Below are 26,153 nucleotides of genomic sequence, written 5' to 3' on the forward strand. Positions count from 1 at the left end.
ACGACCCGAGACCGAGACGGATCAGGAACGCGGAACGACAGTTATGGCTGAAATGGGCACGCCGAGCGCGATCCGGGAAAGCGACTACGAAGCGCTCCTGAACGCCTTGACGGACACGGATCGCGGTCGCTGGTTCCTGAGCGAGTACATGCGCCGGAACCAGAAGCCGGAGACCCAGATGGTGCTCGACGCCATCGCCCGCCTGGAAAAGGCATTGGTGCGCGAGCGCACCGTCCCCAGCATCGACCGCATTCGCCTCGACATTGCCGACATGCAGGAGGCGATCGAACGCACCAAGCGCGAGATCGCCAACATCAAGCACGAGCAAGAAGAGGGCAATCGCTTCATCGAGGCCTCGAACGAGCTCGACGCCATCGTCACCAAGACCGAAAGCGCGACGCAGGAAATCCTCGCGGCCGCCGAGGCGATCCAGGAGACCGCCTGGACACTGCGCGAAAACGGCGCGGACGAGGAAAGCTGCGACGACATCGATGCGCGTGCGACCGAGATCTTCATGGCCTGCTCGTTCCAGGACCTGACCGGCCAGCGCACCCAGAAGATCGTCCAGGTGCTGCAGTATCTGGAATCGCGCATCAACCTGATGATCTCCATCTGGGGCCTGGAAGGCAGCCGCGCCCAGGACACCACGTTCGTTGAGGACACCCGGCCCGATGCGCATCTGCTCAACGGGCCCCAGCTCGACGGCAAGGGCGTGTCGCAGGACGCGGTCGACGAGATGTTCGATGTCAGCGCGGTCGAGTTCGACACGCCGGATGCAGCGGACAAGGCTGCCGATGAGGCGAGCGCCTTTTCCGGAGAGACGGCCTCTGCCGACGAGATCGACGCTCTCTTTGCAACGGTCGATACCGATAGCGAGAGCGACGCAGATATCTTCGACGCCGGCAAAGAGGCGAGCCAGGAGCAGGCAAACGCCCGCGAGATGGCTGGCCTCGAGTTTGACGACATCGAATTTGCCGATGCGGACGTCTTCGAGAAGCCGTCCCTTGCACCGGCAAGCGCTGCCGCCGAGGACGACTTCGACGACGTGGTGATCGTCGATGACGAGGATACCGCCGCCTGGGAAGCCGAATTCGAGGTCATCTCCAAAGTCGACGCGGCTCCTGCGCCCAAGGCGCGGCCCGAGAGCGTCGACGACGGCGAGGACCCGCTCGATCGCCTCTCGCCCGGTGAGAAGCAGTCGCTGTTCAGCTAGGCTGCTCCGCCCGGACGGGGATGAGGACCTGGTCCGGCATAAGGCCGGGAAGCTGCGCTGACCGCGGCCGCCAGTTTCGGGGAGAGACGGCGACGCGGCGGATGCAGCACGCCGCAGTTTTCTCTTGGGCCTGCAAGGATTACAGGTAGCTCTGCAAGCTGGAAGCAGACATCGCAATGGATGGAGGGGCATGATCCACGACCGGCTGGAGGAACTGGCAAGGACACATGAGCCGTCGGCCCGGTCCGAACTCGTGCGTCTGCTCAGCGCCCAATATTCCGACAGGCTCGAACGCGAGCCGACCGAAGCCGAGCGCCATCTGTTTTCGGGGCTTGTGCTGGACGTGTTCGACCAGCTCGATCATTCCGTCCGCCTCGACATCGTCGTGCGTCTTGCCCGCACCTCGCGCATTACCCAGCCGCTTGCCGACCGCCTCACCGAAGAGCCCTTCGACATCAGCGAACCCGTTCTGGAATATTCCCCGGTCGTCAGCACCGCAAAGCTGCTCGAGGTCTCGCGCAACCGGTCCGATCGCCATCGCCTGGCCATCGCCCGCCGGCTTCATGTCCCCAACAAGATCGTCGATACGCTGATCGCTCGCGGCACGTTTCCGGTGGTGAATGCCCTGCTTCAGAACCAGGGGGCAGAATTCGCCGTCCGGGCGATGCTTGCAGTCCTCATCCTGTCGGCGGCGGACCAGCGACTGCTCGGCGCCCTCGCCCGGCGCTGCACGCAGGACGAGGGCTTCCTCGGCGACATGAAAATGATCTCCCAGACGGACTGCCCGTTGATGCCCGCCAACCTCGAGCGCGCGCTCGACAATCAGGACGAGTTGGACCGGCTGGCGCAAACTGCAGTGGATGACGATCGGGACGCGGGGCTGGAAATCGACGGCCAGCAGCTCTCCCGCCACGAGCTCCATATCCAGATCGCATCCGGAGAACTGGGTTTCGAGAGCATTTTCCTGACGCTGGTCGAGCGCAAGGACATGAACAGCATCATCTGGCTGGTGTCCCGCCATCTATCGCTGCGCGATTCCTCCGTGCGCGACACCTTCGCCTCGCAGGCGGGCGGTGCCGTCGCGATGCTGATGAAGGAAACCGGCATTGGGCACAAGACCTACGGCCAGTTCCTGCGCCTGAGATGCGAATGGCTCGGGATCGGCTCGAAGACGGTGGCGCAGGACGTCTACATGTACCGGACGATGCGACATCCCGGCAGCCAGCGCGCCTTCAACTGAGGCTTGGCCTCCGCCTAGCCGGCCAGCGCCTTCGCCATCATGTCGGCGTCGATATTGCCGCCAGACAGGGTGAGCGCGATCACGCGCCCCTTCATCGGCAGCCGGCCCGACAACACCGCTGCAAGGCACACCGCCCCGCCCGGCTCCACCACCAGCTTCAGCTCGCGAAAGGCGAAGGCGACCGCCGCCAGCGCCTCGGCATCGCTCACGGTCAGCCCCTGCTTTGCCCGGCGACGCGTGATCGCGAAACCGATCTCGCCCGGCTGGCGGGCAAGCAATGCATCGCAAACGGAACCCGCTTCGCTCGGATTGGCGACCACCGCCCCGCCCACGAGCGAGCGTCCATGATCGTCGAAGCCTTCTGGCTCCACCGGCAGCAACTCGCAGTCGGGCAGCAGCGTTTCCAGGGCAAGAGCTATACCGCCGGTCATCCCGCCGCCGCCGGCACAGGTCAGCATGGCATCCGGCGTCAGCCCCATGGCAGCAGCCTGTTCGGCGACCTCGGCCCCGATCGTGCCCTGGCCGGCAATGACGCCGGGATCATTGTAGGGGTGAACCATCGTTGCACCGGTCTCGCGCGCGATCTCAAGGGCCAGCGCATCCCGGTCGTCGACACCCCGGCGATAGGTGACGATCCGCGCGCCGGAACGGCGCGTGCGGTCGAGCTTTGCCTGAGGCGCGTCCTGCGGCATCACGATGGTTGCCGGCATGCCCAGCACCCGGGCTGCCTCCGCCACGCCCTGTGCATGGTTGCCGGACGAACAGGCGACCACCCCGCGCGGGCGGTCCCCTTCAGGGATCAGCGAGAGGCGGTTGAAAGCGCCGCGAAACTTGAAGGAGCCGGTGCGCTGCAGGTTCTCGGCCTTCAGCAATACGGTTCCGCCGGTCAGCTCGTCGAGAAACGCCGAGCGCAGCAGGGGCGTCACCGCTGCTTCTCCGGCAATGCGCCGCTGCGCATCGCGAACATCCTGGAAAATCGGGGCAGTGACGGGAATCGCGTCCATGAAGGCCTCCTGCAGAAGCCATCAGTCCTACATGATCGCAGCGCCGGGTTGAAGCGCCTGAAGCGCGCAGCGTATCAGGCAGCTCCGCGAGCGTGAGCCCTCTCGGCGGCATCCAGGCAATTGTGCAGGAACTGCCGCGTACTGGCCTCCCAGCTGTAGGACAGGGCCAGCTCGCGGCACCGCTGACGCGAAATCTCGAGCGCTGCGACGGCCGCCTTGCCGAGGTCCTCGTCAAGCACCCCCGCCCCGGTTCCCTGAAGAATGTCGAGAGGCCCCATCACCGGATAGGCGGCAACCGGAACGCCCGCGGCCAGCGCCTCCAGCAACACGTTGCCGAACGTATCGGTGCGGCTTGGAAAGACCACGACATCCGCCGACGCGTAGTGGGCGGCAAGGTCCTCGCCCGTCTTGGTACCGGTAAAGAGAACGACTGGGTAGCGCGCACGCAGCTCCGCCAGCTGCGGCCCGTCGCCGACCACCACCTTGGTGCCCGGCAGCTCCAGATCGAGGAACGCGGCGATGTTCTTTTCCACCGCCACCCGGCCGACATACATGAATATCGGACCGGCGAGCGTCCGTGGGAGTACGCTCCCCTCCCGCGGGCGGAACAACTGATGGTCGACGCCGCGCGACCAGCGCATCAGGTTCGTGAAGCCGCGCTCCGCGAGATCCTGCTCCAGCGTCGCGGTGGCCACCATGCAGCCATGCCCGGCATTGTGGAAGCGCCGCAGCCAGGCGTAGGACCAGGAAACCGGCACCGGCATGCGCGCGGACAGATATTCCGGAAACCGTGTGTGATAGCTCGTCGTGTAGGCCAGCCCCAGCAGCCGGGCAACACGCGCGGCCATCAGGCCCAGCGGCCCCTCTGTGGCGATGTGCAGGTGATCGTATCCCCCCGCAAGGATTCGCCGGCGCAGGACCGAGGGCGTTGTCAGCGACAGGCGGATTTCCGCATAGGTCGGACAGGGAACCGTGAAGAAGTCCGCTGGCGAGAGCACCTCGACCGGCACGCCCATCCGGCGCAGCTCGTCCACGGTGCGCTCGATCGAGCGCACGACACCGTTGATCTGGGGACGCCAGGCATCGGTGACGATGAGCAGCGACTTCATGCGGCCGCCTGCGCCCGGCGCGGTGCGCCGCTTTCCAATGCGGGCGCCCGCTCTGCCCGGTCCGCCCAGCGGATGATCTCGAACGTCCCGTCGTGATGCTCGGCGACGGCCGTGCAGCTTTCCACCCAGTCGCCGGTGTTGATGTAGTGAGTCCCGAACTCGGTATGGTCGGCGGCGTGGTGGATATGGCCGCAGATCACCCCGTCGACGCCCTGGCGCTCGGCTTCGCCCGCCAGCGTTTCCTCGAACTTGCCGATGAAGTTGACCGCGTTCTTGACCTTGAGCTTGGCCCAGGCCGAGAGCGACCAGTAGGTCAGGCCGAGGCGGCGACGCAGGATATTGAGCCCGGTGTTGAGATTGAGGGCACTCACATAGGCCCAGTCGCCGAGGAATGCGAGCCACCTGGCATGGCGCACCACCACATCGAAACGGTCGCCGTGGATGACCAGATAGCGGCGCCCGTCGGCGGTCTCGTGGATGGTCTCCTCCATCACCTCAATGCCGCCGAAATGCGTGCCGAGAAAATCGCGAAGGAACTCGTCGTGGTTGCCGGGCGTATAGACGATGCGGGCGCCCTTGCGGCCCTTGCGCATCAGCTTCTGGACCACGTCGTTATGGGTCTGCGGCCAGTACCACATGCGGCGCAAGCGCCAGCCGTCGACGATGTCGCCGACCAGATAGATGGTTTCGGCATCATGATACTTGAGGAAATCGAGCAGCATGTCCGCCTGGCAGCCGCGCGTACCAAGATGAATATCGGAGAGGAAGATTGCCCGGAAATGTCTCTGGGTCGGCTCGGAGGACATGGCACGCTCCTGACAAGACTTTGAGCGTCTAGATGCGCGATTCCGGTCTCAGAAATATGACAAACGGCCGAAACGACCCAAAAGGCGAGAAGAAATAGGCCTTGTACGTCTGCAGCTGGACGGAGCGTGGACGGCTCCGCTATCAATTCGGCAACGATGCCCGCGGGGGCCCCTGCCCCGGGCGGGCCAGATCGGGAGATACGACATGGATCTTGGACTTTCCGGCCGCAAGGCCATCGTCTGCGCCTCGAGCCGCGGACTTGGCCGGGGATGCGCCGAAGCGCTGGCCGAAGCGGGATGCGATCTGGTGATCAATGGTCTCGACCGGCTCCGCCTGGAAACGACCGCGAGCGAGATCCGCGCCCGCTATGGCGTCAACGTCGCCTCGGTCGTCGCCAATGTCTCCACCCGCGAGGGACAGGACGCCCTGCTCGCCGCCTGTCCCGAGCCCGACATCCTGGTCAACAACAATGGCGGCCCGCCGCGCCGCGACTATCGCGAGCTCGACCGCGACGCGATGATCGACGGGGTCATCCAGAACATGATCTCGCCCATCGAGATGATCCAGCGCGTGGCCGACGGCATGGCCGAACGGGGCTTCGGCCGCATCGTCAACATCACCTCGATCACCGTGCGCATGCCGCTGGAGGGGCTCGACCTGTCGAGCGGCGCCCGCGCCGGCCTGACCGCCTTCCTCGCCGGCGTCTGCCGGACCTATGCGGGGCGCAACGTCACCATCAACAACCTACTGCCCGGCAAGATGGATACGGACCGGCTGCGCGGCGGACTGGAGCGCACGGCCGGCATGACGGGGCAGAGCGTCGATGCGGTCGGCAAGGCCCAGCAGGCGGAAATCCCGGCCGGCCGCTTCGGCACGGCGGAGGAATTCGGCAAGATCTGCGCCTTCTACTGCTCCACGGCGGCCGGCTATGTGACGGGCCAGAACGTGCTCGTCGACGGCGGCCTCTATCCGGCAGCTTTCTGAGCGCCTGCACAGCCAAAGCAAAAGCCGGCGGGGAGCTCTCCCCGCCGGCTTCTTCATACCAAAGTGACCGACAGCTCAGTAGCCGCGCGCCACGTCATACTCCGGACGCTCCGCAGGACCGCCCCAACGGTACCGCATCGACGCGGAGATGATGTTCACGCTCGCTTTTGCCTTGCCGACATAGCTGCCGACATTCGGATTGTAATCCTGATGGCCGGGACCGATGTTGATGTCGGCATCGGCCGCGTGGATGTAGGTGTAGCCGAGGTCGAACGACAGGTCGTCGGTGAACTTGTAGCTGGCGCCGGCCGACAGCCACAGACGGTCGGTATCCGGCAGGCGGGTCGAGCGGATCTCGTCCGTGATCGGCGAGATCTCGTAGCCGATGCCGGCGCGCATCGTCAGGTCCTCGTTGACGTCGTATTCGCCGCCGATCGCGAAGAACCAGCTGTCGCGGTAGTTGAAATGCAGCGTCTGCACGGTGGCGCCGGTCGCCTGCGACGTAACGCGCGGCGACTTGAGGCGGCTCCAGTTGGCCCATTCCACAGTGCCGAAGACCCGGAACGCATCGGTCACCCGTTGCTTGGCCGAGAAGTTGATCATCTCCGGCGTGATCAGCGAGGCATTGATGTCCGTGAGGCCGGCCGGCGTCTGGATGTCGCCGTCGAGGGTCTGGCTGACGCCCGAGCGGAAGCCGAGGCCGAGCTCGGTGCCATCGAACGGCTTGAACGTCACACCGGCGGTGACGCCGAAGCCGATATCGTCGCCCTCAAGGATCGCGGAAGGGTAGCCCGGCACGTTGGGCAGGGCCGACTTGAGCGTCACTTTGAAATACTGGACCTGCACGCCGAACGCGAAAGACAGCATGTCGTTGAGCTTGTAGCCGACAGTCGGCGTCACGTTCACCGACATCACCTTGGACGTTCTGGAATAGAACTGCCCCGCCCAGTTCTGGTGCGGCTTGGTAGCAAGGCCATAGGGTGCGTTGATGGACAGGCCCAGAAAGATCTGATCGGTGAGCTTGTAGGCCGTGTAGGACGCCGGAACATAGCCTTCGCTGCCGATGTCGCCGGACGGCGCCGAACTCGGCGTCAGGCCGAGGACGCCCCCGCCGATGGCCGACGGCGTGAAGGCACCGGTGATCTCGGCGGTGGGAGCGACCAGCGTGTGGTGGCTCTCGAAGGTGAACCCCTCCCCGGCCCCGGTGATGGTCGCCGGGTTCCAGAACATCGACGAGATCGACGGGCCGGTCGTGCCGTTGCCGGCAAACGACATGCCCTGGTAGTAGGCGCTTTGCTCGCGCAGGGCGAAGCCGCCCGCAAGGGCGGCTGACGAAGCAACCATCGCCGAAATTGCGGTAAATGACAGTAGAACGCTTCTGCTCTTGGGTGACATGTCTCGACCACTCCTCCCCGGTCTGCAGGACGAAGCAAAGCCCCAATGCCCGCCCTGTTGAGAAGAGGATGAGAAAGTCACGACTGCTTCGCAATCGCCGTGAGCGACCGGATTTCGGCGGCCCGACATGACAAGAAGTAAGGTTTTGCAGGTTCCGCTAAGGAACGTTTCCGTTAGGGAAACCTGAACAGGATCTCAAAACCCGCAACTGTGTGACGATTTCACGACGGACGCGCACGCCCGATGCGCATTTGCATATTTTTTATGCAAATATCCGCTGCCGGGGCAACACCTTCCCTTTTCGGAAGGATGTTGCCCAACTGCAACGAAAGTGGCGGCGGAGAAACGGGGGGATGTCACTCCGCCGCCTGAGGCAGAGCCGGCGCGGGGGCCGGTGCACGCTCTGCCACATCGGTATTCGCGGCCTCGGACCTGCCATCCTCGCGCCGTGCCTGCAGGGCGGCCATCACCTCGTCCTCGGTCTTGTCGAGGCGCTTGCGGAACCACAGGGCGTAGAGCGCCGGCAGGAAGACGAGAGTGAGCACGGTCGCGACCGTGAGCCCGCCGATCATCGCGATCGCCATAGGCCCCCAGAAGATGTTCATCGTCAGAGGAATGAAGGCGAGAACAGCCGCCAGCGCCGTCAGGATCACCGGCCTCGCTCGGCGGACGGTGGATTCGACGATTGCCCGCCGCATGGTGGCACCGGCATGAAGATCGTGATCGATCTGGTCGGCCAGAATGAGCGTGTTGCGCATCACCATGCCGCCCAGTGCGATAACGCCGAGAATGGCGACGAAGCCGAACGCCGCATCGGCGATCAGCAGCGAGGCCACCGCCCCGATCAACCCGAGCGGGAAGGTCAGGAACACCAGCGCCATCTTCGAGAAAGACTGCATCTGCAGCATGATCAGGACGGCCATGGCGAGGAACATCAGCGGGAACACCGCGGCCAGCGCCACATTGGCCTTGGCCGATTCCTCGGCCGCGCCGCCCGTGTCGATCCGGTAGCCCGCCGGTAGGCTCGCCTCGATCTCGCGCATCTTCGGCAGCAGGGAGGCGGTCACGTCCGGTGCCTGCAGGCCCGGCGCGACATCCGCCCGCACGGTCAGCACCGTCTCGCGATTGCGCCGCCACAGGATCGGATCCTCGGCCGTGTAGACGATGCGCGCCACCTGGGAGACAGGGATCGCCCGCCCGTCGCGCACCTGCAGCACCATGTCGCCGATATCGCCGAGCGCGGCGCGCTCCGTCTCGTCGGCCCGCACCACGACGCCGATCGAATGGCGCCCCTCGCGCAGCGACGTCACCTCGTATCCGGACAAGAGCGTCTGCAGCGACTGGCCGATCTCGGAGGTGGATAGCCCCAGCGCCCGCGCACGGTCCTGATCGACTTCCAGACGCACTGACTTGACCTTCTCACCCCACTGCAGCTCGGTGTTGCGGGTGTCGGGGCTGGCCCGCATCACGTCGCGCACCTTAGCGGCGGCCTGGCGGACCTCTTCCAGATCCGGCCCCACGACGCGGAACTGCACCGGATAACCGACCGGCGGCCCGAGCTCGAGCTTGTTGGCCCGCCCTCGCACGGCCCCTTCCGACTCGGCAAACCGGGTCTGGAGCTGGCTGACCAGCGCGTCGGCATGCTCGCCGCCCTTGGTCTGAACCAGAATCAGCGCATAGCTCGGATTGGGCAGGGCCGGGTTGTACGCGAGGAAGAAGCGCGGCGCACCCGCCCCCACATAGGTGGTGAAATAGTCGACATGCTCATTGGTCTTGAGCCAGTCTTCGATGGCCTTCGCCTCGCGCTCGGTCGCCGCGAAGGACGCGCCTTCCGGTCCCTTGAGCTCGACCAGCACTTCCGGCCGCGAGGAGTTTGGAAAGAACTGCTGCTTGACGAAGCCCATGCCGTAGCCCGCCAGAACCAGCAGGCCGACGGTCGCCAGCACCACCGGCAGGCGGAAGCGCACGGCGGCGGTGACCATCTTGCGCAGGCGGTTGTAGGAGGGCGTGTGGTAGATCGCCTCCTCGTCGATCTCGCCGCGCTCCGCCGCATGGCGCTCCAGCGAGCGCGGCAGCAGTTTCAGGCCGAGGTAGGGTGTGAAAACGACCGCCACGAGCCAGGAGATCAGCAGCGCCGTCGTCACAACCCAGAAGATGCCGCCGGCATATTCGCCGGCCGCCGACTTGGCAAAGCCGACGGGCAGGAAGCCTGCCGCCGTCACCAGCGTGCCGGTCAGCATCGGAAAGGCAGTGGATTCCCAGGCGAAGGTCGCCGCGCGGAAGCGGTCCCAGCCCTGTTCGATCTTCACCACCATCATCTCGATGGCGATGATCGCATCGTCGACCAGCAGGCCGAGCGAGAGGATCAGCGCGCCGAGAGAGATGCGCTCCAGATCGATGCCCATCAGCATCATCACCACGAAGGTGGCTCCAAGCGTCAGCGGCACGGAGAGCGCGACGATGATGCCGGTGCGAAAGCCGAGAGACAGGAAGGAGACCAGAAGCACGATCGAGATGGCGACGACGAACTTCAGCAGGAACTCGCCAACGGCCTCCTCAACCACTTCCGGCTGGTTGGAAACCTGGTGCAGTTCCGCGCCGACCGGCAGGCGATCCTTGATCTCGGCCGCCTTCTCATGCAGACGCTCGCCCAGTTCGAGCACATTGCCGCCTGCCGACATGGCAACGCCGAGCAGGATGGTGTCCTCGCCGTTGTAGCGGGCGACATAGCTTTGCGGATCGGCCACGCCGCGGCTGACCGTGGCGATGTCGCCGAGCCTGAACACCCGACCCTCCGCCTCGACGGGAACAGCAGCCACCGCCTCGACGCCGGCAAGGCTGCCGCTGACCCGCACCTGCACGGTCTCGCTCGGGGTATCGACCGAACCGGACGGCACGACGGCATTCTGGGCGGCAAGAGCATCGAAGATCGCGCTGGCAGGAATGCCGAGCGTCGCCAGCTTCGCATAGGAGATGTCGACATGGATCTTCTGGTCCTGCTCGCCGAAGAGCTGGACCTTTTCAACGCCAGGCACGGCCAGGAGCGACTGGCGGGCCATCTCGGCAAGGTCCGACAGCTCAGTCCAGGTCGCCCCCGGCGCGGTGAGCGCGTGAACCTGCACGTAGACGTCGGCATATTCGTCGTTGAAGAACGGACCGCGCACGCCCTGGGGCAATTCGCCTGAAATATCGCCCACCTTCTTGCGCGCCTGATACCACAGCTCCTCGACCTCCGAGGGCGGCGTCGCATCCTGCAGGACGATCTGGGTCGCCATGAAGCCGGGGCGGGTATAGGTCTCCAGCCGCAACAGCCAGGGCAGCGTCTGCAGGCGGGTTTCGACGCGGTCGGCAACCTGCTCCTGCATCTCCTGCGCACTGGCACCCGGCCACACGGCCGTCACCACCATCACCTTCACGGTGAAGGCCGGATCCTCGTTGCGGCCGAGATTGCCATAGGCATAAACGCCGGCAAGCGCCGTCACGATGATGAAGAAGAGAACGAGCGTCTGGTGCCGAATGGCCCAGGCGGACAGGTTGAAGCTGCTCATCGCAGCGCCCCCACCTGCACCGGGCCGCGCGACTCGCGCAGCACCGCCTTCAGCGTCAGACCGGGATCGATCCGGTGCACCCCGAGGCTGACCACATGGGCGCCTGGCTCGAGGCCGGAAATGACGGCGCGCTCGGCCTCAATGCGGTGCACCTTGACCGGCACAGCCTCGACGTGTTCCGCCCCCGGATCCGCCCGCCACACATTGGGCGCATCGCCCGAATACCAGACGGCGGTCAAGGGCACGGCAACCTCGTCCTGTCGTGCCACCTGCTGCAGATGGACCGTCGCAGTCATCCCCAGCCGCGCGTCAACAGTAGGGTCGTCGATGGCAAACCGTGCGGTGAAGGTTCGCGCGGCCGCATCTGCGACCGGCGAGAGCTCGCGAAGCCGGGCCTGATAGAGCCGGTCCGGGCTGGCCCACAACGTCACGCTCGCCCGCGCCGCTTCAAGGCCGGCGACCTGCGCCTCGGGAATCGCAACTTCCACCTCGCGCTCGCTGTCTCCAGCGATCCGGACGATGCCCTGTCCTGCGGTAACGACCTCGCCGGGCTCGGCCGTCACAGCCGTCACCACCCCGTCGCGATCCGCGCGCAAGGTGGCATAGGCGAGCTGGTTTTCGGCGAGAATGCGCTGCTCGGACGCGGCCTTCAGCGCGGCAGCCGCTGCATCGTCGGCGGCGACGGCCTGATCGAGCGCGGATTGCGAGACATGCCCCTTGGCCTGCAGCGCGGCGATCCGCGTCCGGTCCTCGGCCGTCCTGCGGGCCTGCGCCTGTGCGGCCCGCTCCTCCGCTTCGCGGGCCCGCAGGCTCGCACGCAAATCTTCCTCATCCAGGCTGGCGAGGCGCTGGCCGGCCGTCACCCTGTCGCCGACATCCACAAGCCGTTCGGAAATCTTGCCGCCGACCCGGAAGGCGGACGGCGCGTCGCTGCGGGCGTGGACGGTGCCTGAGAAAGTGAGGTCGTGGCCATCGGCCTTCACGGCCGGTTCGACCCACACGACACGAGGCGATGCGGCGGAGGTGTCCGCTTCCTCGGCCGCCTGCGGCTGGCAGGCGGCGACCAACACGGCCGTCAACAGGACCGCGCCGACCCGCCCCGCAGGGCGACCGAGATTGAACCATGTACCAACCGATGGAGGAAACGCCGGAAATGCGGAGGCGAGAGATGCGGGGAAGCTGCTCATCACTTGAGGCCTTTCGGGCGCATTATCGTCGGCACCGAGCCGACCGGCTGGAAACATGGAACGAGCGCGAACACCTCCGCGCGACCCTCAATATGGATGACAAGTGACGATTGTCAATAAACGTCAGTGAACATATATTAGTCGTCAGAAGGCGCCGGTGCCTGCAGACAGAGCCCGGCGCATGCCGTTCGGCCAAGCGTTTGCATGACGTCTGAAAGGTCCCGCCGGGCGGGTCGCGAAACAGACCTTCGGTTCCGGGACGAGTTGACGCAGGCGGCCATGGCTCCCATTGTGAGCCTGCGTTGCCGCGCTCGTTTTCGATGGCATTCAGGCAACCAAGGCCGCAGGCTCAAGAACCAGAAATGACCGGATCAGTGCATCATGACTGACTTGCTGGAAATGGAAGAGGCAGCCGCCCGGGACGGGACGAACAGTCCGGCGACCCGCGAGACGCGCAGACGCATCGTCGAGAAGGCAAGCGAACTGTTCCATCTTTACGGCTACCAGAAGACCACCGTGGCCGACATCGCCCGCGAACTGGGAATGTCACCGGCCAACGTCTATCGCTTCTTCGCTTCCAAGGCCGAGTTGACCAAGGCGGTCACGGTGATTGTGACCAGCGGTCTTCGCGCCGCCATGGAGCGGGATATCGAGGCCTGCGGCGGTACCAGCAGCGACAAGCTGCGCAAGATGGTCCGCCAGCACTTTCATCATGTGCGCGATCACTACACGGACAACAGGAAGATCCACGACCTGCTGGAAGCCGCCATGGACGAGGCGTGGGACGAAATAGAAATCCACAAGGCCGAGATGCGGGAGAGCTTCTCCCATCTGATTCAGGAAGGCATCGAGCGGGGTGAATTTCCTCAACAGGACGTCGAGACCTCGGCCCTGCTGTTCCAGCATTCGCTCGTGATGTTCTTCCATCCGGCGCTGGTGGCGCAGACCTGTCGCTGCCTGCCGGAAGGACATCAGGACATGATGTTCGAGCCGATGGTGGATTTCGCGCTGGCAGCGCTCCGCGATGGCCGGTTTCGTGCCTTGCCTGCCGAGGTCACCGCTCCCGCCGCGTCGTGCTGAGGTCCGGCCCCGCGTCGGGAGAGCCGCAGGCCGCCGCCGCAGGCAAATCGCCGACCGAAAGCCTCAGGGCGTGCGGCCGTCGAGCATCTGCCGGTCGCTAACCTCGCTCCAGGGCGTCAGCCGCTCCAGCGCGCGGATATAGCTGGCATGGATGTCGCGGGCGACGTCGCCGGTATTGGCCAGCGCGCCGACGACATCCTTCGACGTGGTCTGCAGGGCCTGCATGACCGGCTGCGGGAAGCGCCGCAGCTCGACCCCGTCCTCGCCCACCAGCTGCCGCAGGGCCTCGGAATTGCGCCAGGCGCTCTCGGCGATGGAATGCAGCGTCTCCATGCGGCAGGCGGCGACGATCACCCCCTTCAGATCGTCCGGCAGCCCGTCATAGGCCACCTGGTTGATCAGGGTCTCGCTCGCCCCGTTCGGCTCGTGGAAGCCCGGCGTGTAGCAAAGCTTCGAGACGTTCTGGAAGCCCATCGCCCGGTCGGCTTCCGGCCCGAGGAATTCCGCCGCATCGAGAAGTCCGCTCTGCAGCGCCGGCACGATCTCCGCCGGCGGCAACGAGACCGGCGTCGCCCCCAGGCGCCGCATCACCTCTCCGCCGAGGCCGGTCATGCGGATGCGCAGGCCGCGCAGGTCGTCCAGCGACATGACCGGGCGCATGAACCAGCCGCCGAGCTGCGGCCCGCTGTTGCCGCCCATCAGCGGCTTGATGCCGAACGGCGCGTAAAGCCGCTCCCAAAGGCCCATGCCGCCGCCCTGCTCAAGCCAGGTCACATGCTCGTAAGGCAAAAGGCCGAAGGGCACGGCGGAGAAGAAGACGGCAGCCGGCAGCCGGTCCTGCCAGAAGGCGGGAGAGGCATGGCCCATCTGCGCCGTGCCGGCCGACACCGCGTCGAACACCTCGCCGCCCGCCACCAGTCCGCCGGCGGGAAACAGGCGCACGCGCATGCGCCCGCCGCTGAGGCGCGCGATCGCATCGCAGATCCGCGAGGCAGACACGCCCGGTCCCGGCTGGTCGGCCGGCCAGGTGGTCACCATCTTCCATTCGATCGTCGTCTGGGCGAGCGCGGGCGTCGCCAGCCCGCCGGCAAGCCCGAGGCTAGAGAGCCCCAGTCCCGCCAACCCGAGCGCACCGCGCCGCGTCACGCCGGACGCGCGGGAGGAGGATGACGATGTCTTGCGATGTTTCATTCGGCGTCTGGAACCATGTCTGCGGAACGTGCCGTGCCCCTGAACGTGCCGTCTTCGCACGGGCGGTGCGAACCGGTGTTTCATGGCAGACTCCGACATGGCGGGCAACTGCGCAAGTCCCGCAAGATCAAAGTTTCACAACCCTGCGCAACATCGCGCGACCCAACGTGAACGGCCGTCGTTGTCCCTTGCCCCGCTGTTCCGCATCCGCTTCACTGTCGCGATGAGTCGCGGCCCTTGCCGCCCAGCCAGCCGGAGACGTCCATGGTTCCGTTTTTCGTGATGATCAAATGCCATCTCGGCAAGGCCTACCAGGTGGCCAACGCCATCGCCGACGCGGAGATCGCCTCCGAGATCTATTCGACCGCCGGCGACTTCGACCTCCTGGTGAAGTTCTACGTCGACGACGAGACGGATATCGGCCATTTCGTCAATGAGAAGGTCCATCCCTTCGACGGCATTCTCGACACCAAGACGATGATCACGTTCAAGGCGTTCTGACACGCCTTGAACGGCCCTTCCCGGCTCAGGCCTTCGACGGGGTGACCGTGCTGCGTTCGCGGGACCTGTCGAGGCCGAGCTGGTGCTCGCGGAAGATGACGAAGACGCCCGCGCCGATGACGATGGCCGCGCCGCCGACCACTTCCAGCGTCGGGATTTCCGCAAAGACGATCCAGCCGACCAGCACCGTCCACAGCATCGTCGTGTATTCGAACGGCGCGATGGTGGAAGCGTCGGCGTAGCGATAGCTCTGGGTCAGCAGGATCTGGCCGATGCCGCCGGACAGGCCGATGGCGACGAGGATGATGGCGTCGTTCAGGTCCGGCATCACCCAGCCGAACGGCGCCGACATCAACGCGAAGACCGAGGTCACGGCCGCGAACCAGACGACAATGGTCGAGGTCCGCTCGGTTCCGGTGAGCCGCCGCACGGTGATCATCGCCAGCGCCATGAAGATCGCGCTGGCGAAGGCCAGCATCGCCCCGAGCGAGGCTTCCTCCGTCGGCGCGACGCCGGACAGATGCGGCGACAGGATGATGAGAATGCCGAGGAAGCCGACGACGACGGCGCTCCAGCGATAGGCGCGCACCTTTTCGCGCAGGATGATGGCGGCCAGCGCCACGGTGACGAGCGGGGCGGAAAAGCTGATCGCCGTCGCATCGGGCAGCGGCAGGCGGGCGATGGCGGCGAACCACAGGGACATCGCCGTCCCGCCGACGATGGCGCGGCTGATATGGCCCCAGGGGCGCTTCGTGGAAAAGGCCTCGCCCAACTGGCCCTGCCAGGCGATGACCAGCAGAACCGGCAGCATGCCGAAGAACGAGCGGGCGAAGATCACCTCACCGACCGGATAGGCCCCGTCGAGCAGCTTCACCATGGCGATCATGCCGGTGAAGACGAGGGCCGAAACCACCTTCAGCGCAATACCGAGCCTGGGGTTGTAGGCGTTGAAATCTTTGGCGACCGGTGTCTGTCCGGTCGTCGTGTCGGCGCGTTCGGAGGCCATTGCGTGTCAGGATCTGCCGGTGGCACCGGCCTGTCTGACAGCCCGGAAAGGTGGAACATCCTTTATTTATAGGATGAATCGCGCAGGGCTGCCCATGGGAATTGCAGGGCACCCTTGCGCGAAACACATGACCTTGCGTCAGCTATTGGCTGCGCGAATAGCCTCCCAGACCCGGAGCGGCGTCGCGGGCATGTCGATATGGGCGACGGCCGCCCCCCGGCGCAGCGCATCGCCGACCGCATTCATCACCGCCGGACCGGCACCGATGGTGCCCGCCTCGCCCGCGCCCTTGATGCCGAGCGCGTTGGTGGTGGAAGGAATGTTGTTGGTCTCGAAGCGGATGCCCGGAATATCGGCGGCGCGCGGCATCTGGTAGTCGAGGAAGGACGCCGTCAGCAGCTGCCCGTCCTCGTCGTAGACCGTGTGCTCCATCAGGGCCTGGCCGATGGCCTGCACGACGCCGCCATGCACCTGGCCGGCGAGCAGGATCGGGTTCACCGTGACGCCGAAATCGTCGACGATCACATAGTCCAGCAGCTCGATGTCGCCGGTCTCCGGATCGACCTCCAGCTCGCAGATATGCGTGCCGTTGGGATAGGTCGCCTCGGCCTGCTTGACCTCCTCGCGCGCCGACAGCTGCTCGGGCGCGGCGGCCGCGATCTCGGCCAGCGTCACCGACCGGTCGGTGCCGACAACCCGCACCTCGCCGTCCACGAGCTCCAGATCCTCAGGGCCCGCCTCCAGCTTGTCGGCGGCAAGGTCCTTGATCTTCTTCACCAGACTGCGCGAGGCCTCCAGTACCGACGGCAGGCCGATGGGGATCGAGCGCGAGCCGCCCGTGCCGCCGCCCTTGCGCACCCGGTCGGTGTCGCCCTGGATCATGGTGATGCGGTCGAGATCGACACCGAACTGCTCGGCGATGATCTGGCCGTAGGCGGTGGCGTGGCCCTGGCCGTTGGTCTGCGTGCCGATCAGCAGGGTCAGCGAACCGTCCCCGCCCAGTTCCACCGTCGCCTCCTCCGAGCCGGCGAAGGCGCAGGCCTCGATATAGGTCGCCATGCCGATGCCGCGATAGCGCCCGCGCGCAGCGGACGCCTCCACCCGCTCGGCAAACCCGTCCCAGCCGATTGCCGCCATCGCCTTGTCCATATGGGCAGAAAAGTCGCCGGTGTCGTACATGCGTCCCGTATGGGTGGTGTAGGGAAGCTGCTCGGGACGGATGAAGTTGCGACGCCGGAACTCGGCCGGCGACATGTCCATCTCGGCCGCCGCCCGGTCGACCAGACGCTCCAGCAGGTAGGCGGCCTCGGGCCGGCCCGCGCCGCGATAGGCGTCGGTCGGGGTGGTGTTGGTGAAGACGCCCTTCACAACGCCGTACAGCGCCGGCACATGATACAGGCCGGTTGCCATCGACAGTCCGAAATTCGGGATCATCGGGCCGTACTGGTGCAGATAGGCACCCATCGCCGCCACGATCTCGACGCGCAGCGCCAGGATGCGCCCTTCGGCATCGAGCGCCACTTCCGCCATCGACAGGTTGTCGCGGCCGTGCGCGTCGGCAAGGAAATGCTCGGTGCGCTCGCAGACCCACTTCACCGGCCGGCCCAGACGCTCCGCCGCCACTAGGCAGACCGGGTACTCCGGATAGACGAAATTCTTGGTTCCGAAACCTCCGCCGACATCCGGCGTGACGACCCGCAGCCGGTCGCGCGGGATGCCGAGAATATCGCCGGCGATGATCGCCTGCATGCTGTGGCCGCCCTGGGTGCCGGCGGTCAGCGTGTAGCGCCCGCTCTCGGCATCGTATTCGCCGACACAGCCGCGCGGCTCCATGTAGTTGCACACGAGCCGGTTGTTGACGATGTCGATCCGCGTGACGTGGTGAGCACTCTCGAATGCCCGGTTCGTCGCCGCCGCGTCGCCCGCATCATAGGTGAAGGCAAGGTTGGTGCCCGTCTCCGGCCATACCAGCGGCGCGTCGGGCTTCAGCGCATCGCCCGTGTCGACCACCGCGTCGAGAGGCTCGTAGTCGACCTCGATCAACTCGGCCGCCGACTTGGCATTGGCGAGCGTGTCGGCAACGACCAGCGCGATCGGCTCGCCGACATGGCGCACGGTGTCGGTGGCCAGCACCGGGCGCGGGGGAACCGCATGCCTCGTGCCATCGCTCTGGGTGAGGATCGCCTTGGTCGGCATCAGGCCGAGGTCCGGAATGTCCGCCGCGGTCATCACCATGGCAACGCCCGGGGCGGACCGTGCCGGCTCCAGATCCCCGAGGGTGATGCGCGCGTGCGCCACGCTGGAGCGCACCACGAAGGCGCGCAACATGCCGTCCGACTGGATGTCGTCGGTATAGTGCCCACGGCCCGTGACCAGTGCATCGTCTTCCTTGCGGCGCACCGGCGCGCCGATGCCGAACTTGGCGTGCACCATCTCGTTCATTCGAATGCCTCGTTGCTAACAGCCGGGCACTGCCCGGAGATCGCTGCGGTGATTGCGGAAAGCGTTGCGTGCGACATGTCGCGCCGTGCCGGGAGGGTCAAGGCCGAACATGGCGGATCAGGTATCGCGACGAAAACCGCCAGTGTGTGGTTGAGGAAAAGCTTAGCGGCAAAAGCGCCCATTCGCCAAGGGGGCGGAAGACCGGCCAGACCCTTTCGCGATAGCTGCCAATGGGACTATGCTCGGCCTCTCACCTTCTTGCGGCCGTCGTCGTCGCCTTCCCGCCACGGACACCCCGATGCCCCCTCCTTCCGAGCAGTCGCCCCCAGGCTCTCCCGATCCCGGAGACAGGCGCAGCCTCGCCCAGCGCTATCGCGACACCGGCGACAGGCTCTCGCTGCTGCCGGGCAATGTCCGCGGCATCTTGTGGATGCTGGTCGCCAGCATCTTCTTCACCGCCATGGTCACCCTCATCAAGATCCTCGGCGAGAGATTGCACGTCGCCGAGATCATCATGATCCGCCAGATCATCATGACGATGATCGTCGCTCCGGTGATCATCTCGGGCCTTCCCGGCTCGCTGAAGACGCAGCGCCCCGGCCTGCACGTCATCCGCGTCTGCTGCGCCTCGGTGGCCATGCTTGCCGGCTTCACCGCGATCATTCACCTGCCGCTGGCGGACGCCACCGCAATCGCCTTTTCCAAGACCTTCTTCCTGACGATCCTCGCGATCCTGTTCCTCGGCGAGACCGTCGGCCCGCACCGCTGGGCGGCCACGGCGATCGGTTTCCTCGGCGTCATCGTGATCCTGCAGCCGGGCGGCGACACGGGCTTCAGCATCTATGCGGCCATGGCGGTCGCCGGTGCCGCAGCGGCCGGCACCGTGATGATCATCATCCGCAAGCTGTCGCAGGTGGAGCGCCCGGTCACCATCCTCACCTATCAGGCATTTTTCGTCGGCCTGATCATGCTGCCCATCGCCGTCTATTACTGGAAGACGCCGACGCTGGAGGAGTGGGGCCTCTTGCTGCTGGTGGGCATGGCCTCCTGGGCAGGCCAGATGTGCAACATCCGGGCCTTTCGCGCCGGCGAGGCTTCCGCCCTCGCCGCCCTCGACTATGCCCGCCTGATCTACGCGACCATCATCGGCTTTCTGGTTTTCGGAGAGCTCCCGGCTCCCGCCACCTATGCCGGCTCCGCGCTCATCGTCGCCGGAGCGCTCTACACGGTCTGGCGGGAAAACCGGCTCGGCCGGCAAATCACGGCGCGCACAGGCGTGCGGGCCGATCCCCCTTGATCCGGGAGGCCTGCGCGGGCCGCGCTCACGCCCCGTTGAAATGCGGTGTCCAGATCCCGTCGACCCGGTAGCCGCCCAGCGTCCTTGCCCTCTCGGCAAAGATCGGGGTTCGGGTAAAGGCGATCAGCGCCTGGAACGGCGCCTCGAACCAGTCCCGCCGCGACACAAGGAGATCGAAGCGCTCCTCGCAGACGGGAACGAAATCCAGCTTGAACTGCCGCGCCGAAGCGGCAAGCCCGAAGGCCGCATCCGCACGCCCGTCAAGCACGGCAAGCGCCGCCTCGCGCTCGTCCCGTGCCACCGGAGCTTCCTGCGGCACCGCAATGCCGGCTTCGGAAAACAGCCGCTCCATCAGGTGCTGGCTGCCGGCCTGCGGCTGGCGCAACACCATGCGCTTGCCGGCAAGATCGGCGATGGAGCCGATGCCGAGCGGATTGCCCGGCGAAACGATGATGCCGCGATCGCGCCAGGCCCATTCCGCCAGCACCACGGGGCGGAAGCGAAAGCGCCGCGAGACGAGTTCGGTGTTCCAGCCCTCGTCCTGGATCATGTGAAGCCCGGCCGCGACACCTTCCAGCTGCTCGAACCGGTCGAGCCCGTCGAGACTGCCGTCAAAGAACGCGGCCAGCCCCGAGCCGCTCTCGCGCAGCGCCCATTCCAGCAGCGGATCGTGGCTGCCCAGGATGACGGCGGGCCGGGTTCCCTCGCCTGTCGGCGCCTCGCTGGCATTCTCGATCCAGGCAAGCACCACTTCGCGGGGGAAGAGCAACTTGCCCGTCGCGCGGCTGTGGGGAATCTCGCCGGCGGCGGCCAGATCGTAGATCTTGCGCTCCTTGACCCGGAGCAGGTCGGCCATTTCCTTGGTAGTGAGATAGGTCGGCAGGTCGGCCGTCATCTTGCCGGGTGTCCTGTTGAAGTTGCGAATAGGATCGCTTTCGACAATGCCAAGTTGACCGGCCTGCATCAAGCGCAGCCGGTACAACATCTTGCGAAGATCGGCGGAACGTCAGTTGTCGGCAGCCGAGGAGGCGCGCTTCGCCTTTTCCTCCTCCACCAGTTCCTTCTTGGACAGCTTGCCGACCATCGTCTTGGGCAGGGCGTCGCGGAACTCGATCTCCTGCGGCAACTCGATCGGAGACAGGTGCCCTTTCAGGAACTGGCGCAGGTCCTCCGCGGACACGGTCTCCTCCGGCTTCAGCTTGATGAAGGCCTTGGGCGCCTGTCCGCGATAGCTGTCGGGTATGGCGATCACGATCGCCTCCTCGACGGCCGGATGCTGGTAGATCGCCTCCTCGATCATGCGCGGATAGACGTTGTAGCCCGAGCACAGGATCAGGTCCTTGATCCGGTCGACCAGATACACGAACCCGTCCGGGTCGCGATAGCCGACATCGCCCGTATGCAGGGCCCCGTTCTCGATGGCCCGGGCCGTGTCTTCGGGACGATTGTAGTAGCCGGCCATCACCTGCGGCCCGCGCACGACCAGCTCGCCCTTCTCTCCCTCCGGGACGCATTCGGACGGGTTGTCGAGGCTGCGGAACTCAAGCGTCGTTCCAGGAATGGCCAGACCGATGGAGCCTGAACGCCGGTTCTCGTTGAGCGGATTCGCCGCCACCACCGGCGAGGCTTCGGTCAGGCCGTAGCCCTCGACCAGAATACAGCCGGTCAGTCCCTCGAACTGCGTCTTCACCTCCACCGGCAGCGGCGCGCCGCCGGAGATGCACAGCCGGATCGTGGTGAGATCGTAGCCCTTGGTCATCTCTGCATTGTTGATGGCCGTGTAGATGGTCGGCACGCCGGGAAACAGCGTGATCTTCTTCCGCCGGATCGTTTCGAGCAGCATCTTCAGCTCGAAGCGCGGCATCAAGACCATCTCGGCCGCCAGCACCACCGACAGATTCTGCGCCACCGTCATCGCGAAGACGTGGAAGAACGGCAGCACGCAGAGCATCTTCTCCTCGCCGACCTTCGCCTCGCAGAAGATCGAGCGCATCTGCTCGATATTCGCGGCAAGGTTGGTGTGGGTCAGCATCGCGCCCTTGGGAACGCCCGTCGTTCCGCCCGTGTACTGAAGCACGGCGATGTCGGTATCGGGGCGGATATCGGCAACGCGCGGCGCGGCCCCGTGGCCCGTGACCTCGGAAAAGCGCGGATGCGCGGCATCCTGCGGCACGCGCGCCCGGTCGCCGCGCTTGAAAAGCTGGAACAGCAGCTTCTTGGGCTGGGGCAGGATATCGGCCATCGGGCAGACGATGATGCGGTCGAGCGTTCCCTCGCGCCGCACCGCCTCCACCTTGTCGTAGATGACCTTGAGGTCCATCGTCACCATGATGCGCGTGCCGCTGTCCCGCGCCTGGAACGACAGTTCCCGCTCCACATAGAGCGGATTGAAGTTCACCACGACGCCGCCGATCTTCAGTATCGCGAAATAGAAGATCGTGTAGTAGGGCGTGTTCGGCAGGCACAGACCCACCTTGTCGCCCTTGACCACGCCCATCGCCTGAAGGCCCGCGGCTGCCCGGTCGGCGAGCGCCGCGATCTCGGCATAGGTCCAGCCCTTCCCCAGGAAGTCCATGGCCGGTCTCCGCCCATGCTCCTTTGCCGCCGTGTCGAGATAGGTATGCATCGGCTGCGGACGAAAAGCGGCAAGCCAGACCTGCGGTTCGCTCACGATGGTTCCTCCCGGACCCGGCACGTGGATCGTGCCCTGTTGTTGCACGGTGCCCGCCCCTCCTGCAGACCCGAGACCGGCTTTGCCGGCACGGTCAACATGGGCAAGGCTTCCCTTTACGTCAACGTAAAATGCGATTTCTCGGCGGCGCTTCGGCCCAGCGCCAGTCTACCACGCGGCGGCCGCGATCCGCATCGCGGCACGCGCCCAACTCAGCCGAGCAGCGCGAAACGGTCGACATCGAACATCCCGCGATCCGTGATCTTGAGATGCGGAATGACCGGCAACGGCAGGAAGGCGACCTGCAGGAACGGCTCCGGCAGAGTGCATCCCAGCGCACGCGCGGCGATCCGCAGGGACTCCAGCGCGTGCCGCACCTCCTCGAACGAGGCAAGGCTCATCAGGCCGGCGACCGGAAGAGCCAGTTCCGCCATGATCGTATCGCCGCGCGCCACGACGAACCCGCCCTGTAGCTCGGCGATCCGGTTGACCGCTGTCGCCATCGAGGCGTCGTCGCAGCCCACCACGCAGATATTGTGGCTGTCATGGCCGACGGAGGAGGCAATCGCCCCACCCTGCAATCCGAAGCCGGACACGAAGCCTCGGCCGATATTGCCGTTCTGCCCATGCCGCTCCACCACCGCGACCTTAGCCACATCCGAAGCGGGATCGGCCTGCAGGCCGCCGTCCCCTTCCGGCAGGCTTCGCGACAGATGCTCCGTGATGATCCGGCCCGGCACCACGCCGATAACGGCGCTCTCGTTCGCGCCCGACCCCACGATGCGAAAGTCCTCCGCAGTGACCGGGCGCTGCAGGCGGACGCTGTCGAGGCCCACCGGCTGGAGAGGCTGACGCGCGGCAAAAGCGTCCTCGTCCACCGGACGTCCTCCGGCGATGACCGAGTGCACGCGGCATTGTTCCAGATCGTCGAGCAGCACGATGTCGGCGCGCCAGCCCGGCGCCACCTGCCCCCGGTCGCGCAGGCCGAAGGCGACCGCCGCCGACCAGCTGGCTGCGCGATAGGCGTCGCAAGGCCGGGCGCCGCGAGCGATCAGCCGGCGGATCATGCTGTCGAGATGCCCTTCCTCGGCAATATCCAGCGGATTGCGGTCGTCGGTGCAAAGACAGACGAAGGAGGAGGTGTCCGGCATCAGCACCTCGGCCAGCGCCTCCAGATCCTTCGAAACAGAGCCCTCCCGGATCAGGATCGTCATGCCCTTGGCGAGCTTCTCGCGCGCTTCCCCGGCCGTTGTCGCCTCATGATCGGTGCGGATGCGCGCGGCGAGATATCCGTTGAGATCCAGCCCCGACAGGAGCGGCGCATGTCCGTCGATATGGCCGTCCTGGAACGCCGCCAGCTTGGCGATCGAGCCGGGATCGCGGGCGAGAACACCGGGAAAGTTCATGAATTCGGCCAAGCCGATGACCTTGGGATGGTCGCGGAACGGCTCGAGATCCTTGATCTCCAGCCGCGCGCCGGCCGTCTCGAACGCGGTCGCCGGCACACAGGACGACAGGTTGACCCTGAGATCCATCAACGTGCGCTCGGACGCATCGAGGAAATAGCGGATCCCGTCGGCGCCCAGCACATTGGCGATCTCGTGCGGGTCGCAGATTGCCGTCGTCACGCCATGCGGCAGCACGCAGCGGTCGAATTCGAGCGGCGTCACCAGCGAGGATTCGACATGCAGATGGGTATCGATGAAACCGGGAACGACGATGCGGCCGCCGCCATCCAATTCGCGCTCTCCGCAATATTTTCCATGCGTGCCGACGATCCGGTCGCCGACGATCGCCACGTCCGTTTCGGTCAACGAGCCGTCGATCACCGAGAACAGGCGCACGTTGCGCAGCACCAGATCCGCAGGCACCTCTCCTCGTCCGGCAGCGATCGCGCGCTCCAGAAAAACCCGCGTTTCCATCGTGTTCGGCATGTTCTGCTCCCTGGCGTGCGATCCTTGCACCCTGCCTCGCACCCAAGCATGGCACAAGCACGGCAGCGCACGCCAGCGCCACCGGACGTTGCGGATTCCGCGCTGCAACACCGAAAATGGATTGACAAAAGGATGGCATCGATAATTAATTAATCAGATTAAACAAATAAGCTTGTTTCAACCGCCCTGCAGAGGCGGGGACGGCCGGTGAGGGAGGATTTTCGGTGGCAAGACGCCCGCTCGTCGGACAAGGATCCAATTCCGTTCAACTACGCCGGTACAACGAGCGCATCGTGCTCCAGGTGCTGCGCCGCGTAGGCGAGGCCTCCAAGGCCGATCTTGCACGCCTTGCCCAGCTCACCAACGCGGCCATCGGCGGCATTATCCAGGACCTGACGGCCAGCGGCCTCATCGAAACGCTCGGCAAGCGGCACGACGGCGGTCGCGGCCAACCGGCAACCATGCTGCGCCTGTCCGCGACCGGTGCCTACGGTTTCGGCGTGCGCATCGACCGCACCTCCATCGAGACGGTGCTGGCCGACTTTTCGGGGCGCATCATCGGGCGCCAGTCGCATGACCGGTTCCTGCCCGAGCCCGAGCGCGTCGTCGAGATCGTCGCCCGCGACATTGCCATGCTGCTGCGGCTGATCTCGCCGCAGGAGCATTCCCGCATCGCCGGCGTCGGCGTCGCCATGCCGTTCAACCTCGGCTCCTGGCTGCACGAGCTTGGCCTGCCCACGGCGAACTTCCACCTTTGGGACGACATCGACTTCAAGCAGATGCTCGAAGAAGCGGTCGACTTCCCGGTCTTTTCAGAAAACGACGGCACCGCTGCTGCCATTGCCGAACTCTTCTCCGGCGCCGGCCGTTATGCCGACGACTTTCTCTACCTGTTCCTTGGCCCCGCCATCGGCGGCGGCGTCGTCTATGGCGGCGATTGCGTGAAGGGCGTCCAGGGCAATGCGGGCGATGTCGCAATGATCCCGGTGCCGCGCAGCCGGCTTGCCTCCGCCCCTGCCCCGCGCGGGGAGATGGATATCCTGCTGACCCGCGCCTCGCTTTCCGCCCTCAAGCGGCACCTTGCCCATCACGGCATCGTCGCCGAGACGCGGGACGACCTGGAGCGCGCGGCGGAAAGCGGTCATCCTGCGGTCGAGGAATGGCTGGCGGATTGTGTGGCCGCCCTGACCCCGGCGATCTGGTCGGCGATCTCCCTGATCGATGTGCCGCTGGTGGTGATCGACTTCGACATCGACGGCGGCCTGCCACAGCGCCTGATCGACGATCTGGCCCATGCGCTGACCTTGGCCGCGCCGCAATCGCGCGTGCCGCCGCGCCTGCGCCGCGGCTCGTTCGGCCAGGATGCGGGCGCCGCCGGAGCCGCCAACCTGCCGATCTTCTTCCACTATTCGCCCCGCACCGCGATTCCGAGCGCGAACGAGGGCAAACGAGGTGCTGCCGATGCTGCTGCGCGCCAGGCGCGCATGGACGTCGAGCCCGCACAGGACGGCCGCCCGGCATGAGGAGCCGGACGGCCTGCGATC

The 26,153-nt window shown here is 65.9% G+C and carries 19 protein-coding genes; 7 read left to right on the plus strand and 12 right to left on the minus strand.

What is annotated here, in order from left to right:
• Positions 1 to 43 precede the first annotated feature (43 nt).
• Both H7H34_RS15090 and H7H34_RS15095 read left to right on the plus strand, forming a co-directional pair.
• Positions 44 to 1,213 carry a protein phosphatase CheZ gene (locus H7H34_RS15090; protein ID WP_185925656.1) on the plus strand — a complete coding sequence of 390 codons (1,170 nt, stop codon included), beginning with the start codon at positions 44 to 46 and terminating at the stop codon, positions 1,211 to 1,213.
• Positions 1,214 to 1,403: 190 nt separating this feature from the next.
• The gene (locus H7H34_RS15095; protein WP_185925657.1) at positions 1,404 to 2,453 is read left to right on the plus strand and encodes a DUF2336 domain-containing protein; all 1,050 of its coding nucleotides are present in this window, start codon (positions 1,404 to 1,406) and stop codon (positions 2,451 to 2,453) included.
• Positions 2,454 to 2,467: 14 nt separating this feature from the next.
• Here H7H34_RS15095 and H7H34_RS15100 read toward each other — a convergent pair whose 3' ends face one another.
• The 3 genes from H7H34_RS15100 to H7H34_RS15110 form a co-directional block, all read right to left on the minus strand.
• The gene (locus H7H34_RS15100) at positions 2,468 to 3,457 is read right to left on the minus strand and encodes a threonine ammonia-lyase (RefSeq protein ID WP_120267224.1); all 990 of its coding nucleotides are present in this window, start codon (positions 3,455 to 3,457) and stop codon (positions 2,468 to 2,470) included.
• A 74-nt stretch (positions 3,458 to 3,531) separates the two neighbouring features.
• A complete protein-coding gene (locus H7H34_RS15105; protein ID WP_185925658.1) occupies positions 3,532 to 4,566 on the minus strand; it encodes a glycosyltransferase family 4 protein in 1,035 nt (344 codons plus the stop codon).
• Positions 4,563 to 5,372, minus strand: coding sequence for a UDP-2,3-diacylglucosamine diphosphatase (locus H7H34_RS15110; protein ID WP_185925659.1), 810 nt, complete (start codon positions 5,370 to 5,372; stop codon positions 4,563 to 4,565). Before H7H34_RS15110 ends, H7H34_RS15105 begins: the two co-directional genes overlap by 4 nt.
• 205 nt (positions 5,373 to 5,577) lie before the next feature.
• Here H7H34_RS15110 and H7H34_RS15115 point away from each other — a divergent pair, with 205 nt between their 5' ends.
• Positions 5,578 to 6,357, plus strand: a complete 780-nt coding sequence (locus H7H34_RS15115) for an SDR family oxidoreductase (protein WP_185925660.1) — start codon at positions 5,578 to 5,580, stop codon at positions 6,355 to 6,357.
• A gap of 75 nt (positions 6,358 to 6,432) precedes the next feature.
• On the opposite strand, the gene H7H34_RS15120 is transcribed toward H7H34_RS15115, so the two are convergent.
• From H7H34_RS15120 to H7H34_RS15130, 3 genes are all read right to left on the minus strand, one after another.
• Positions 6,433 to 7,701, minus strand: a complete 1,269-nt coding sequence (locus tag H7H34_RS15120) for an OmpP1/FadL family transporter (RefSeq protein WP_245165094.1) — start codon at positions 7,699 to 7,701, stop codon at positions 6,433 to 6,435.
• Positions 7,702 to 8,108: 407 nt separating this feature from the next.
• A complete protein-coding gene (locus H7H34_RS15125; protein ID WP_185925662.1) occupies positions 8,109 to 11,300 on the minus strand; it encodes an efflux RND transporter permease subunit in 3,192 nt (1,063 codons plus the stop codon).
• Positions 11,297 to 12,370, minus strand: coding sequence for an efflux RND transporter periplasmic adaptor subunit (locus tag H7H34_RS15130; RefSeq protein ID WP_371811454.1), 1,074 nt, complete (start codon positions 12,368 to 12,370; stop codon positions 11,297 to 11,299). The genes H7H34_RS15125 and H7H34_RS15130 overlap by 4 nt, the downstream gene beginning before the upstream one ends.
• Before the next feature lie 516 nt (positions 12,371 to 12,886).
• Here H7H34_RS15130 and H7H34_RS15135 point away from each other — a divergent pair.
• On the plus strand, positions 12,887 to 13,567 hold the full coding sequence (locus tag H7H34_RS15135) for a TetR/AcrR family transcriptional regulator (RefSeq protein ID WP_209006233.1): 681 nt from the start codon (positions 12,887 to 12,889) through the stop codon (positions 13,565 to 13,567).
• A 63-nt stretch (positions 13,568 to 13,630) separates the two neighbouring features.
• Here H7H34_RS15135 and H7H34_RS15140 read toward each other — a convergent pair whose 3' ends face one another.
• Entirely contained in the window at positions 13,631 to 14,758 is a 1,128-nt protein-coding gene (locus H7H34_RS15140; protein WP_185925665.1) for a TRAP transporter substrate-binding protein, read from the minus strand.
• 264 nt (positions 14,759 to 15,022) lie between these two features.
• Here H7H34_RS15140 and H7H34_RS15145 point away from each other — a divergent pair, with 264 nt between their 5' ends.
• Complete coding sequence (locus H7H34_RS15145; RefSeq protein ID WP_067217134.1) at positions 15,023 to 15,259, plus strand: Lrp/AsnC ligand binding domain-containing protein; 237 nt, start codon at positions 15,023 to 15,025, stop codon at positions 15,257 to 15,259.
• A gap of 25 nt (positions 15,260 to 15,284) precedes the next feature.
• Here H7H34_RS15145 and H7H34_RS15150 read toward each other — a convergent pair whose 3' ends face one another.
• On the minus strand, positions 15,285 to 16,265 hold the full coding sequence (locus H7H34_RS15150; RefSeq protein ID WP_185925666.1) for a DMT family transporter: 981 nt from the start codon (positions 16,263 to 16,265) through the stop codon (positions 15,285 to 15,287).
• A gap of 138 nt (positions 16,266 to 16,403) precedes the next feature.
• A complete protein-coding gene (locus tag H7H34_RS15155) occupies positions 16,404 to 18,707 on the minus strand; it encodes a xanthine dehydrogenase family protein molybdopterin-binding subunit (protein ID WP_185925667.1) in 2,304 nt (767 codons plus the stop codon).
• A 298-nt stretch (positions 18,708 to 19,005) separates the two neighbouring features.
• On the opposite strand from H7H34_RS15155, the gene H7H34_RS15160 reads away from it, so the two are divergent.
• The gene (locus H7H34_RS15160) at positions 19,006 to 20,004 is read left to right on the plus strand and encodes a DMT family transporter (RefSeq protein WP_185925668.1); all 999 of its coding nucleotides are present in this window, start codon (positions 19,006 to 19,008) and stop codon (positions 20,002 to 20,004) included.
• A 25-nt stretch (positions 20,005 to 20,029) separates the two neighbouring features.
• Here H7H34_RS15160 and H7H34_RS15165 read toward each other — a convergent pair whose 3' ends face one another.
• From H7H34_RS15165 to ade, 3 genes are all read right to left on the minus strand, one after another.
• Positions 20,030 to 20,899 carry a helix-turn-helix transcriptional regulator gene (locus tag H7H34_RS15165; RefSeq protein WP_185925669.1) on the minus strand — a complete coding sequence of 290 codons (870 nt, stop codon included), beginning with the start codon at positions 20,897 to 20,899 and terminating at the stop codon, positions 20,030 to 20,032.
• A gap of 111 nt (positions 20,900 to 21,010) precedes the next feature.
• Complete coding sequence (locus H7H34_RS15170; protein ID WP_185926555.1) at positions 21,011 to 22,630, minus strand: long-chain-fatty-acid--CoA ligase; 1,620 nt, start codon at positions 22,628 to 22,630, stop codon at positions 21,011 to 21,013.
• Positions 22,631 to 22,887: 257 nt separating this feature from the next.
• On the minus strand, positions 22,888 to 24,609 hold the full coding sequence (gene ade, locus H7H34_RS15175) for an adenine deaminase (RefSeq protein WP_185925670.1): 1,722 nt from the start codon (positions 24,607 to 24,609) through the stop codon (positions 22,888 to 22,890).
• A gap of 224 nt (positions 24,610 to 24,833) precedes the next feature.
• Between ade and H7H34_RS15180 the strand changes: the two genes are divergently transcribed.
• The gene (locus H7H34_RS15180; RefSeq protein WP_185925671.1) at positions 24,834 to 26,132 is read left to right on the plus strand and encodes an ROK family transcriptional regulator; all 1,299 of its coding nucleotides are present in this window, start codon (positions 24,834 to 24,836) and stop codon (positions 26,130 to 26,132) included.
• Positions 26,133 to 26,153: the final 21 nt, after the last annotated feature.

It is taken from the genome of Stappia sp. 28M-7 (assembly GCF_014252955.1).
GTDB lineage: Bacteria > Pseudomonadota > Alphaproteobacteria > Rhizobiales > Stappiaceae > Stappia.